This is a genomic window from Enhygromyxa salina, from assembly GCF_002994635.1.
GTDB lineage: Bacteria > Myxococcota_A > Polyangia > Nannocystales > Nannocystaceae > Plesiocystis > Plesiocystis salina_B.
The window spans coordinates 66,420-79,233 of record NZ_PVNL01000097.1; the positions used below are offsets into that span (position 1 = coordinate 66,420).

5 protein-coding genes are annotated in these 12,814 nt (G+C 65.0%); all 5 read left to right on the forward strand.

Annotated elements, in window-relative coordinates; all coding sequences use genetic code 11:
• Positions 1–13: 13 nt before the first annotated feature.
• From pglX to ENSA7_RS24085, 5 genes are read left to right on the forward strand one after another with little or no spacing between them, the layout of a single operon-like run.
• Entirely contained in the window at positions 14–4,042 is a 4,029-nt protein-coding gene (pglX, locus tag ENSA7_RS24065) for a BREX-6 system adenine-specific DNA-methyltransferase PglX (protein ID WP_106091682.1), read from the forward strand.
• Positions 4,039–5,760, forward strand: a complete 1,722-nt coding sequence (locus tag ENSA7_RS24070) for a DUF6119 family protein (RefSeq protein WP_106091683.1) — start codon at positions 4,039–4,041, stop codon at positions 5,758–5,760. The genes pglX and ENSA7_RS24070 overlap by 4 nt, the downstream gene beginning before the upstream one ends.
• Positions 5,753–8,638: a BREX-6 system phosphatase PglZ gene (gene pglZ / locus ENSA7_RS24075; protein ID WP_181234048.1), complete on the forward strand. Its 2,886-nt coding sequence runs from the start codon at positions 5,753–5,755 to the stop codon at positions 8,636–8,638. Before ENSA7_RS24070 ends, pglZ begins: the two co-directional genes overlap by 8 nt.
• Positions 8,635–9,975, forward strand: a complete 1,341-nt coding sequence (brxD, locus tag ENSA7_RS24080; RefSeq protein ID WP_106091685.1) for a BREX system ATP-binding protein BrxD — start codon at positions 8,635–8,637, stop codon at positions 9,973–9,975. Before pglZ ends, brxD begins: the two co-directional genes overlap by 4 nt.
• Positions 9,976–10,030: 55 nt before the next feature.
• On the forward strand, positions 10,031–12,772 hold the full coding sequence (locus tag ENSA7_RS24085) for a DEAD/DEAH box helicase (protein ID WP_244923894.1): 2,742 nt from the start codon (positions 10,031–10,033) through the stop codon (positions 12,770–12,772).
• Positions 12,773–12,814 lie beyond the last annotated feature (42 nt).

The following is a 12,814-nucleotide window of genomic DNA, read 5'->3' on the forward strand; positions in this document are numbered from 1 at the left end:
CCGACGAACTTCCATGACCGTGATGACCCCCGAGGCCAAGGCCAAGCTCTCGAAAACGATCCGTGCGCTGCGCGAGCGGCTGCTGGCCGATCTCGGCGATGCGCTGCGCGGCGAGTACAACCTCGGGATCACCTCGGCCGAGCAGGCCAAGCTCTCGGAGGCCCGGGCGAAGCGACGCGCGCGGCTCGACGACTGGGCCCGCGAGCAGGCCCGGGCGGCGCTGAAGGACAAGAAGTTCAAGGGCGACAAGGATCGGAACAAGGCCGTGGAAGCCAAGGTGCCGCGCTTTCGCGCGGAGGTCGTCGAGGAGGCGGCCTACACCTGGCTCAACCGGCTGGTCTACCTGCGCTTGCTCGAGGGCATGAAGCTTCGCCCGACCAAGCTGCTCACGGGCGGGCTGGCGTCGAGCATGTACTCGGACTTTCGCGATCTGGCGCAGGCGCTGGTCGGGCATGAGGACGGCGACGACAGCGACGGGTACATGTTCGTGCTCGGGTTGGTGTTCGACGAGCTCGCGCTCGATCTGCCCGGGTTGTTTGGGCGCACTGGCCTGAGTGAGCTGGTGCCGATGCGCTGGTCGACGCTGCGGCACGTGATCGAGGCGCTCGACGAGCCGGAGCTCGAGAGCTGCTGGACCGACGACATGACGCTGGGGTGGGTCTACCAGTACTGGAATGACCCCAAGCGCGAAGAGATCGACGCGAAGCTGAACGCGGGCGGCAAGGTGGCGCCCGACGAGATCGCCAGCAAGACGCAGATGTTCACCGAGCGCTACATGGTGGACTGGCTGCTGCAGAACAGCATTGGGCCGCTGTGGCTGGCGATGTGTCAGAAGCACGAATGGACGCCGAAGGTCGTCGCCGACGGGACGCTGGCGCGGCTGGAAGCGCGGCGCGTGGACTGGCGGGCGAAGCGGGACGCGGGGGAGGTCGAGCTGACGGAGTTGATGCCGCTGCACTCGGATGAGGAGCGGCGGTGGGCGTACTACGTCGAGCAGCCGATCCCCGCGGACGCGCCTGGGTTGGCGCCGGAGTCGATTCGGGACGTGAAGCTGATCGATCCGGCGGTTGGGTCGGGGCACTTTTTGGTGGTGGCGTTTGAGCTGCTGGTGGCGCTGTACCGTGAGGAGGCCGAGCATCGGGGGGAGAGCTGGGCGGAGAAGGAGATCGTCGAGAGTGTGCTGGCGGACAACCTGCACGGGATTGATCTGGATCCGCGGGCGGTGCAGATCGCCGCAGCGGCGTTGATGTTGGCGGCGCAGCGGGTGTGTGCACAGGCGCGGCCGGGGCGGATGAACCTGGTGGCGTCGAAGCTGCGGCTTGGGAGCCTGGCGGCCGATGATCCGGCCCGGGTCGAGCTGCGCGAGCAGGTCCAGGCGGATACTGGTGTTCCGGGGCACGTGACGGACGCGCTGGTGGACAAGCTGGCGGGGGCTGACCACCTGGGGAGCTTGCTGAAGATCGGCGATGCGCTCGATGAGGTGTTGAAGGACGACAGTGAGGAGCTGACTCGAGCGAAGGCGGAGCAGGGGAGCTTGTTTGGGGGCGGGTACTCGCAGGTGTTGCTGCGGCGGGAGGTGGTATCGCTGGATGAGGCGAAGGGGAGCTTGCAGCGACGGTTGGAGGAGTTCTTGGGGAAGCACACGGGGAGCGCGGATCTCGGGCTGCGGTTGCGGGGGGAGCAGCTGGCGGCGGGGGTTCGGTTTGTGCGGATGCTCGAGGAGGGGACGTATCATTTGGTGGTCGGGAATCCACCGTATCAGGGAACCGGGAAAATTGCGGATTCAGACTATGTGAGGAGTCAATACGATGTGGCGAAGGCAGATTTGTATGCGGCGTTCTTGCAGCGAGGTTTGGGACTGGCGCGGGCGGGCGGAGGCTGCGCCATGATTACAATGCGAACATGGATGTTTATTAAACAATTCTCGAGTTTCCGTGTCTGGCTGCTGGAAACACATGGACTTGCCGTGTTGGGGGACCTCTCATGGGGGGCTTTTGAGGGAATGCGAGATAACCCCGTCGTCATGTCAGTCTTCAGGCGAGAGTCCGCGGGCCAACGCTCAATTGCTCTCGCGCCCGGAGATCCCCAAGTACGTGTTCGGACGAAGGAGGAGATTCACCGCAAGCGAGCGGCGATACAATGCCAGGAAGGGCTAACGCCATTTACCCCCGCAACACTGAAAATTATCCCCGAATGGCCACTCATATACTGGTGGACGGACAATACGCTGCGCATTTTTCGAGATACGGAGCTTCTTGGTAAACGTGCGAAGGTTAGGCAAGGACTCGCCACGTCAAGTGACGCGAGGTTCGTTCGACAACCAGTTGAGTGCAGGGGGCGCACGTTCTGCCTCGATGTTGGCTTGGGACTCAATGTGCATGAGTGGGTTCCGTTTGTGAACGGCGCCGCGGGAAAAAAGTGGATTGATCCAGTCAGCGCTCTACTGCGGTGGGGTCGCAATGGCATTGAAATGAAAGTGCTTCATGAGGAACGCTACGGCTCATACTCCAAGAGGATTCCGAGTGAGGCATTTTACCTCCGAGATGATGGCGTGGCATTTAGCTCCATCGGATCGAACTTTGCTGCTCGAGCATTTCGCTGCCGAAGCGTATTTGGCCATATGGGAGCATCTGTTTTTCCTAGCGACGTCGCGGCCGCAGTGTGCGCTATGAACTCGAGTCTAGCTCAGACTATTCTCGTCGCGTTGAATCCGGGCGTTCATTTTGAGGTAGGGGACGTCAATCGGCTACCCAATGTGAAAATTCCAGGGCACGAGAAAATTTTCGAAACGATTGAGCGTGGTTTCACCATCCACGAATCCCACCGCGAGCCCTCCGTCGAGTTCAAACAGCCAGGCCCAAGCCCGTGGCGTCACGCCCAAGAATGGGCCCAGCTCGCCGTAGACCGCCCCGAGAACACCGCCCTCCCCGCGTACGAAGAACAACTCGACCCCGAGCCCCCCACCGATCACATCAGCTACGCCCTCGGCATCGCCCTCGGCCGCTTCTCCCCCGACGGCGAAGGCATCCTCGATCCCGCATCCACCAACCTCACCCACGCCCTCCCGCACGGCCTCCTGTTCCTCGACGGCACCCAACCCGCCGACAGCACGACCGACGGCCTCGGCCACCCCGCCTGCGCGCAGCTCCACACCGCCTGGTCCAACCACGCCCCCGCGATCGACACCAAGCGCAAGCACCTGCGCGACTACCTGCGTCTCGACTTCTTCGCCGTCCACCGCTCGATGTACGAGAACCGCCCGATCCACTGGCCGCTCTCGTCCGCGAACAAGACCTTCGTCGCGTGGATCAACATCCACCGCTGGCACGCCGGCACCCTCCGCTATCTCCTGGCCGAGCACCTCAACCCGACCAAGCTGCGCCTCGACGGCGAGATCGCCGATCTCCGCAAGACCCGTGACGGCGCCGACAAGAAGGCCGCCCGCGCAGCCGAGAAGCGCCTCGAGCATCTCACCACCTGGCGCGACGAACTCGCCGAGTTCATCGCCAACGTCAGCGCCTGCGCCGAGCAAGGCCCGCCGCCGCCCGACGCCAAGACGCCCCCGCGCGACGACGATGCCGTCTACGATCCCGACCTGGACGACGGCGTGATGATCAACTCCGCCGCCTTGTGGCCGCTGCTGACCCCGCAGTGGAAGGACCCCAAGAAGTGGTGGAAGCAGCTCGCCACCGCCGAGGGTCGCAAGGACTACGACTGGTCCCACCTCGCAGGGCGCTACTTCAAGCAGCGCGTCGACGACAAGTGTAAGACCGACCCGTCGCTGGCCGTCGCCCACAAGTGCTTTTGGAAGTACCACCCGGAGCGCGCCTACGCCTGGGAGCTGCGCCTGCAAGACGAGATCGCCCCGGACTTCGCGATCGACGAGGCCGGGTCCGACGCCGCGCGAGCCGAGCTCCTCAAAGCGCACAGCCAGACGGCGGAGGCGATCCTCGCCAAAGAACGAGCCCGCCGCACTCGCAAGCTCGAGAAGGCCAGCGCCGAGGACCAACAGGACATTTCACCCAAGAAGGACAACCAATGACCCCCTCTAAAACTGCATCCCGCGCTACAAAATCCATCGCCGACACTTCGATCCGTCGACTGACAGTCTATCTGCTTCGCGCCGACTTTGGCGCCGATGATATAGTTAATGATCCTCGCTACAAGAGCGAAAAAGGCCACACACATTTCATGTGCAAAGTTGCTGATCTGGACGCTGTTGTTGTGTCGCGTCAAGCGAAGGCACACGACGTCTTGTGGTGGAAGGACATCAAGAAAATAACGCGAACGCGCAAGAAAGCGCTCAGCACTCAATCTGCGGGCGCGGTGCTGGTAGTTTCCGTCGCTTCGCGGACCTTTGCTGTCGTCTTCGGCGACGGTCGACACCTAATCCCTGTGCGTGCGATCGCGGACCGGTTTGGACTACGCGTTGCACTTAATGCAATCGATCCCGACAAGGTACGATCGCTCGATCACGCTCGTGTCGATGCTTTCGCTCGCAGCACTCGGGAGCAAATGACGATCCCCGGCCCGACACGAACCTTTGGGATTGACGTGGCGCAAGACTTGCTGTCCGCTGTCACAGGAAACCCGTCAGCCGAGAACTCAATTCTGGGTTCCTGGGTCGTGGGCAAAGACGCGATTACCTTGCCGTCCGTCAAAATTACTCCCACGATGTTGCCCAACCTCCTCGGGCAACTGGCAGGCCTTGCAGATTCGCTTACGTACAAGAGGCACTTTCCATGGGTCGACAATGTCAGAGCGATCGATGACCCAGAAACAATATCGAAAGTGAACGGCCTCCTGGTAGCGATGCTCTCAAGCGGAGAATATCAATCTGCCGAGGTCGCGCTTGGGCTCCCGGACATCCTGGACTGGGAGAGTGTCTCCGGCTTTCGGTACTCGTCGTCTGAATCTGCAACACTTCATGATCAGCTTGATCTGGCTACATTTTTGGGAGTACCCAAGGCGGGGGCAGAGTTGACCATTGAGAAGCTGCGCAACCGCCGAGTGTTCATGGTCAGGTCGGACGGCACAGCTCGTGGGGTTTCCGCGTGGAAGTGCCTGGTGGCGGAGTTGGAAGATGGCTCGGAACGCTATGCGCTCCACAACGGACACTGGTATCAAATTAGCGCAGACTTTGTGGCGGAGGTTCACAGCGACTACAAGCGGATTCCCCTCGCTACACACCTTGGCCTCCCGGATTTCGACGATGGAGAGGAGTCTGACTACATTCGACGGGTCGCCGCCCTGGCCGGAACACGGTTTACGGTGTTTGATGGTGCGGAGCACCTGATTTCCTACGGTGGCGGGAAAAGCAAAGTTGAGTTTTGCGACCTCCTCGAGCAACTACATGGCGGATACCGCATGATTCACCTGAAGCGGTATACGGGTTCAGCAACGCTGAGCCATCTATTCGCGCAGGGATTGGTGGGAGCCGAAGCATACCTGTTGGATCCCCAGTTCCGCGAAGCCGTGACGAAGAAGATGTCTGGCGACCCGGAGTTGACCGTAGCGGATATCGAGCCCCGTCATAGCGAGATCGTTTTCGGCGTCATTCAGCGCAAGGGCACAGAGGGGGGCCGGCCGCACATGCCGTTCTTCAGCCAATTGAACCTGCGCACGGCGGTTCGCAGGCTGGAAGCCTTCGGTTTCCGCGTTGTTCTTCACACCATCAATGATATCACACCCGTACCCGAGAAGAAGCCTCGGAAACGGCAAACCAAACCCCGCGACGGAGCCGCCGGACAAGATGATTGACCTGACCCACAAGCCCGTCTCGGCCAAGTTCTGCGAGGTCCTCGAGGCCGACATCGGGAGTCGTCAGCTCGTCGTGCTGCTCGACGTCCGGCGCCACTACACCGAGCTCGTCGACGCCCTGCGCGAGGCTGGTGGTTGGGTCGCTCCGGTGCTGGCCCATCGTGGCAGCTACCTCGAGCTGATGGTCGAGCTCGAGCACCACGCGGGCAGCATTGATCCGTCGCCCGTGCTGGTTCACCTCCCCGGGGACATCGAGGTCACCAAGACGCCGATGCTCGAGATCGCCAAGGCCGGCAAGATGTTGCGCAAGGCCCTCGACACGCTGGTGCGCGAGGCGGCAATCGGCAAGGTCACGCCAGACCAGGTCGAGGCGTTCCTCGCCGAGCAAGGCGATGACCTGAGCTTGGCCAATGCCGACGCCTGGATGGCGGCCAAGGTCTCGGCGGCGTCGGGCGAGCTCACGGGCACGCTGCAAGCGATGAGCCTCACCGGCTTGGCGACGGCGCTGCTCGACCCGAGTTCGCCGCTGGTCAAGTCGCTCGCAAGCCCGGCCGAGCTCGGGCCGATCTGGCATCACCTCGCCAGCCACCTCGGGCTGCCGGACGACTGGGCGTATCCGGTCCCGCGCGAGCGAGTGTCCACGGTCCAGGCCGGCGACGTGATGGCGAGCTGGGTGCTGTGCGTCGAGTACGTCCATGATCTGCGCCGCGAAGTCCGGGCGCCGGTCCTGCGCGGGATCAGGGGGAGCCTGCCCGCGCGGCTGCGTGATGCATGCTTTCCGGTCGCTCGCTGGCTACGCAAGACCGCGCCGAGCACCTACGACAGCCTCGCCCGCGATGTGGAGGCGTGGCTGCCCGAGGAACTCGCCGCGGGTAGGCCCGGCGAGCTCGGCCGGATCGACACCTTCCGGTTCGAGGAGCAGCAGCTGTGTCTCGGCGCCCTCGATGCCCTCGACAACAGCGACTGGGACAACGCGGCCGAGTGGGCGCGCGAGCGGCTCGAGGGTGAGAGCTTTTGGGTCCGCCGGGAGCTTGGTCGTGATAGCGCGTGGATCCTGATCGCCGCCGTCGCGGCGCTCGGTCAGGCGGTCGTGGGGAGCAAGCTCGAATTCCGAAGCGCGAACTCGCTCGAGGAGGCCACGCTCAGCTACGTGGAGCGCGGCGCTCAGGTCGACCGACGGCACCGCGAACTCGCCCAGCAAGCCACCGCGCTGTTGTTCAGCAAGCTCCCCTACGCCGATCGTCTGCGTCTTGCGATCGAGCACGTTCGCAAGATCTACGTGGCCTGGCAGGACGCGCGCGCGCGCGAGTGGTCGGCGCTGTGCGAGCGCGAGGGAGCGCTGCCGGGGCCAGCGCTGCAACAGCGGCAGCTGTTCGACGAGGTCGTGCGACCGTTGGTCGGGACCGGCAAGACGGCGCTGTTCTTGGTCGACGCGCTGCGCTTCGAGATGGCGACGGAGCTCGTCGAGCTGATCGACGCAGGCGCGCGGCTGCGACCGCGGCTGGCGGAGCTGCCCACGGTGACCGAGATCTGCATGAACGCCCTCGCCCCGATCGCGCAGGCCGGCAAGCTGCGTCCGCTGATGGCGAGCAACAAGGGCAAGCCCGCCCGGCGCTTCGCGGGGCTCTCCACGGCCACCTTTCAGTACAAGACGCCGGATGATCGCAAGAAGGCCATGGCCAGTGGGGCCGGAGGGACGACGTGTCCGAGCCACTCGATCGACGACTGGCTACGCAAGAGCGTCAGCGAGGTGCGTCAGAGCGTCGGACAGGCCAAGCTCGCGCTGGTCCTGAGCACGCGGATCGACGTCGCGGGCGGGAAGGGCGACGGGCCATCGGTGTTCGCAGGTGAGCTGCTGCGAATCCGGGCGGCCTGGCAGCTGCTGCGCGAGGCCGGGGTCACGAACTTCGTGATCACTGCGGACCACGGATTCTTGCTGCGCGAGAAGGGCGACGCCACGCTCGCGCACGGCCAGGGCCACGACGCGCTCGCCCGCTACGCGCTCTACGACGTGCCGATTTCGAACACCGAGCAGTACAGCGTCGCGCTGCGCTCGCTCGCCTACGAGAACGTCGAGGGCTACCTCCTGCTCCCACGCGGCTGTGCGGTGTACGAGATCGCTGGCGACAGCAGCTTCGTGCACGGTGGCAACAGCCCGCAGGAGCGCGTCATCCCGGTGCTCACGCTCGAGCACAAGCAGCCGGCCGGTGGCAGCGACCGTCGCTACCAACTCGAGCTGTGCGGCTCGGGCAGCATCGACGGGATGCACTTTGTCGACGCGCAGCTACTGCGGGTCGAGGGCAACATGGGCCTCGAGTTCGTCGAACCCCCTAGCGTCGACTTCGACGTGCGGGTGGTCGGGGACGAGCGCACGCGGGCGTTCACCAACCAGGCGGGCCTCGACGCCCAGATGCGCGGGGGCGTCGTGCATGCTCGTGTCGGTCGCCGTTTCCGGGTGCTGTTTCGGCTCACTGGACCTCGCGGCGCGCGAGTGGAGGTCGAACTGTTCCACCCCAGCGGCACCCAGGCGATCGTGCCCGCGCTCATCGATCGTCGCTTCGACGTGACCGAGGCCAAGCAAGCAGCCGAAGATGCGGCCGCACCCGCAGTTGCACCCGCAGCAGAACAGCCGAGCGCCGCGCCGGTCGAGCGTGAGTGGCTCGACAGCATCGGAGAACTCAAAGTCCGCCGGGTGTTCGCCCACATCGAGCAGTTCGGTGCGATCAACGAGCAAGAAGCGACGACCATGCTCGGCTCGCCGCGCGCGTTCCGACGCTTCGCCGCCAACTTCGAGGAACTCGCCAAGATCGCGCCCTTCACCATGACGATCGAGATCGTCGGCGCAACCAAGCGATACGTGAAACGGAGCCAGAAATGACCAGCCTGACCCTGCAAGACATCGAGGACATCTTCGAGAAGCTGCGCGGTGGCGCGGTGCCCGAGCGCGGGCTCGACAGCTACGCCGTCGGCATCGACCGCGAACTTGCCGAGATCCGCCGCCAACTCGAACTCGTCGGCCGAGGCGGTGGCTACGTCAAGTTCCTGCGCGGCGACTACGGCTGCGGCAAGACCTTCATGGCCCGGCTCGCCGTGCTCGAGGCGCAGAACCAGGGATTTGCGACCAGCTTCGTGGTCGTCTCGGACAACGATCTCAAGTTCCACCGCTTCGACGACGTCTACCGCAAGGTCGTCAGCGCGCTCGGAACCGCCGCGTGCCCACGCGGGGCGCTGAGCGACATTCTCGACCGGTGGATCGGCAAGGTCGAGGAGGGTCTGATCGCCACCGACTGCGACCCCGACGCCGCCGACTTCGACGCGAAGGTCGCGGCCAAGCTCGCCGAGGAGCTGACCTCGATGATCGGCAACCAGGCGCCCGCCGAGTTCGTGCGGGTGATCCAGAAGGTATTCGAGCTCAAGCAGGCCGGCGAGCTGACCGAGGCCGCGGCGCTGCTGTCGTGGCTGTCGGGCAGCACCAACGTGGCCGCCAGCGCCAAGAAGATCGCCGACATTCGCGGGGAGATCAGCAGCCGCGACGCGATGGCCTACCTGCGGGGGATCGTCGGCATGGTCCACGCTGCCGACTACAAGGGCTTGGTGATCGTGATCGACGAAGCCGAGACGATCCTGCGCATGCGTCGGGACTCGCGAGGCAAGTCGCTCAACGGCATTCGGCAGATCTATGACGACGCTGGCAGCTACGAGCGGCTGCTGTGGATCTTCACCGGCACGCCGGACTTCTTCGACTCGCGCCACGGCGTCGCCGGGCTGACGCCGCTGTACGATCGGATCGGGTTCTCCCAGGAGGAGGGTGGGTTCGCCAACGTCCGCCAGCCGCAGCTCGCGTTGCGGCCCTTCGGCAAGGAGCGGCTGCGGGCCGTCGCACGGGCGCTGCGCGACCTCTATCAGCCCGAGAATCCGCAGCGGCACAAGGACGAAATCACGGACGACTTCATCGATCTGCTCGTCGACAAGGTGACCGAGGGCTTTCGCGGGCACGTCGGCTTGGTGCCGCGGCACTTCATCCGGGAGTTCATCAACAAGATGGACCTCGTGCAGCAGGAGCCCAAGTACAAGCCGATGGCGATGAAAGACCGGGACTATGTGCCGCGGGAGCTGACGCCCGAAGAGGAGAACGCGCTCGCGCACGGCGGCACGGTGGTGACCGAGTTTGGGGATGACGACGCCACGCCGATGCCGGCCGAGGAGGTCTGGTGAGCACGACGACGGGTCACGCAGTCGACGACGGGCTTGTGAGGTCGAGCCCTTGAGCGTGTTCGGTCGCTTCGCTCCGCGCTTGCAGCAGGCGATCGTCGCTCGGCTCGGCTGGACGTCGCTGCGACCCGTGCAAGAGCTCGCTGGCGAGGTGCTGCTCGACGGCCACAACGCGGTGATCCTCGCCCCGACCGCGGGGGGCAAGACCGAGGCCAGCATGTTTCCGGTCCTGTCGATGCTGGTCAGCGATCAACCGGAAGGGATCGGGGCGCTGTACATCGCACCGATCAAGGCGCTGCTCAACAACCAGTCCGAGCGGCTGGATCGCTACACGCAGATGGTCGGTCTCGGTCGCTTCGTCTGGCACGGGGATACGGCGAGCCACGATCGACGCCGGTTTCTGCGCGAGCCGAGCGAGCTGCTCATGACCACGCCTGAGTCGCTCGAGGTCATGCTGATCTCGCAGAAGATCGACAAGGCCAAGCTGTTCGCGGATCTGCGCGTGGTCGTGATCGATGAGGTTCATGCGATGGCCGGGTCCGACCGCGGCGCGCACTTGCTCAGCGTGATCGAGCGGCTCGCTGCGCTCTCACGCCACGACATCCAGCGCGTGGGCCTCAGCGCGACCGTGGGCAACCCGAGCGAGATCGTTGGGTGGTTGCAGGGCAGCTCGAAGCGTCCGGGGACGATCGTCGATCCACCGCATGCGCCCGCGCGGCGTGAGCTGCTGGTCTTGCGTGACGACTCGCTGCCGGCCTTGGCCGACTCGGCTGCGGGCTTGGCCAAGATCGGCAAGAGCCTGTTCTTTTGCCAGTCGCGGGCGATCGCCGAGGCCGTCGCCGAGCACATGCGGCGCGCCGGAACCGAGGTGTTCGTGCATCACAGCTCGGTCTCGGCCGAAGAGCGCCAGCTCGCCGAGGAGCGGTTTCATCGAGGGAGCTCGGCGTGCATCGTGTGCACGTCCACGCTCGAGCTCGGCATCGACGTGGGTGACCTCGACCGCGTGTTCCAAGCCGAGGCACCGACGACGGTCAGCTCGTTTTTGCAGCGGATGGGCCGGACTGGGCGCCGCGACGGAACGGTCGCTAACACGACCTTCTTTTGCGAGACCGACGACGGGATGTTGCAGGCGCTCGCCATGGTCGAGCTCGCCAAGACGCGCTGGGTCGAGGCCGTCGAACTCAGTGATCGGGCTTGGCCAGTACTCGTCCATCAGCTGCTCGCGCTCTCGTTGGCGACCGATGGCGTCGCGCCCGAGGCTGCGTGGGCGCACCTACAGCGGGTGCCTGACTTCGCGGGTATCCGACGGCCCGAGTTCGATCGGCTAATCCAGTGGATGCTCCGCGACGGCGGGCTGCGCATGGCCAGCGGGCTGCTCGTCATCGGGCCCAAGGCGGAACGACGGTTTGGTCGGCGCAACTTCATGGAGCTCTACGCGGTGTTCTCGAGCCCCAAGAGCTACTCGGTCCAGACTTCGCACGGACAGCTGCTTGGATCGCTCAACCAGCAGTTCGTCGATCGGCTGGTCGACGGCGTGAGCTGCTTCTTGCTCGCGGGACGACCGTGGGCGGTGATCTCCGTGCAGCACGACGATCGTCGCGTGGTCGTGCAGGCGGCCCCGCGCGGTCGCAAGCCAACCTGGGGCGGGTTCTTGCCGCAATTCTTGGGCTTTGAGGTCTGCCAGCAGATCGCCCGGACGCTGTGCTCGGACGACGACTACGTGTATCTGCACTCGCACGCCCGCGATGCGCTGCAGACGATCCGCGAGCAGTACCAAAGTGTCCGCGCCAACGACGGGCTGCTGCAGCCGGGAGGGATCGTGGAGTTCGCCGAGGACGAGCTGCGCTGGTGGACCTTCGCGGGCGGGCGCATCAACGCGACCCTTCGCTACGCGCTCGAGGCGATCAGTCCGGGCTGGAAGGTCGTGCCCGACAACTTCGTGCTGCGGATCCGCGGCGAGGTCGAGGTCGACTCGTTCCGCGCGGCCAAGGAGCAGCTCGAGGATCCCGAGTTTTGGGGTGACGACGCGATCTGGCGCAGCATCGCCGCGTCCTTGCCGAACTATCGCTTGAGCAAGTTCCAGCCGTTGATGCCGCCGTGGATCGAACGGGAGATGGTCGCGGACTACCTGCTCGACGTCGGCGGGACCTGGCGGTGGCTGACCGGCGAGGCTGGGGTGGGGCTGTCTCGCGTGCCCGCGGCGGTCCGGCGCGCACCGGCCCACGATGTCGCGCCGCCAGTTGCCGTCGAGCGCGACGACACGCCGCCACGGCTGCCTACGCTGCCGGTTCGGTGGATCGATGGGGATCAGCAGCTGCGCGATGTGTGCGAGCGGCTGCGGCACGAGGACGCGATCGCGCTGGATGTCGAGACCACGCTGTACTCGCGGCGCCTGTGCTTGGTGCAGCTGGGGACGCGCGAGGAGATCTTCATCATCGACCCTTTCGAGATCGTGGAGTTCGAGCCGCTTGTCGAGCTGCTCGGGGACGAGGGGGTCGTGAAGGTGATCCACAACGCGAGCTTCGAGAAGAGCGTGCTCGCGGTGCATGGGGTCGAGATCCGAAACATCGCCGACACGCTCGCGCTGTCACGGGCCAGGCGAGGGCGGGAGATCGAGGGTGGGCACAAGCTCGGGGTGGTGTGCGAGCGGGAGCTCGGGATCGAGCTCGACAAGAGCGAGCAGCAGAGCGACTGGGCACGGCGACCGCTGAGCAAGCGGCAGATGGCCTATGCGGCGTTGGATGTGGAGGTGTTGCTGGGGCTGTGGGATCGGTTGCAGGTGCAGGGGCGGTTGTTTTGAGGATGAGAAGAGCGACGCAGGCTCGCCGACTGGGAAATGTTC

Coding starts and splice junctions, on each gene's coding strand:
- pglX (WP_106091682.1), top strand. CDS start 14: ATGACCGTGATGACCCCCGAGGCCAAGGCCAAGCTCTCGAAAACGATC.
- ENSA7_RS24070 (WP_106091683.1), top strand. CDS start 4,039: ATGACCCCCTCTAAAACTGCATCCCGCGCTACAAAATCCATCGCCGAC.
- pglZ (WP_181234048.1), top strand. CDS start 5,753: ATGATTGACCTGACCCACAAGCCCGTCTCGGCCAAGTTCTGCGAGGTC.
- brxD (WP_106091685.1), top strand. CDS start 8,635: ATGACCAGCCTGACCCTGCAAGACATCGAGGACATCTTCGAGAAGCTG.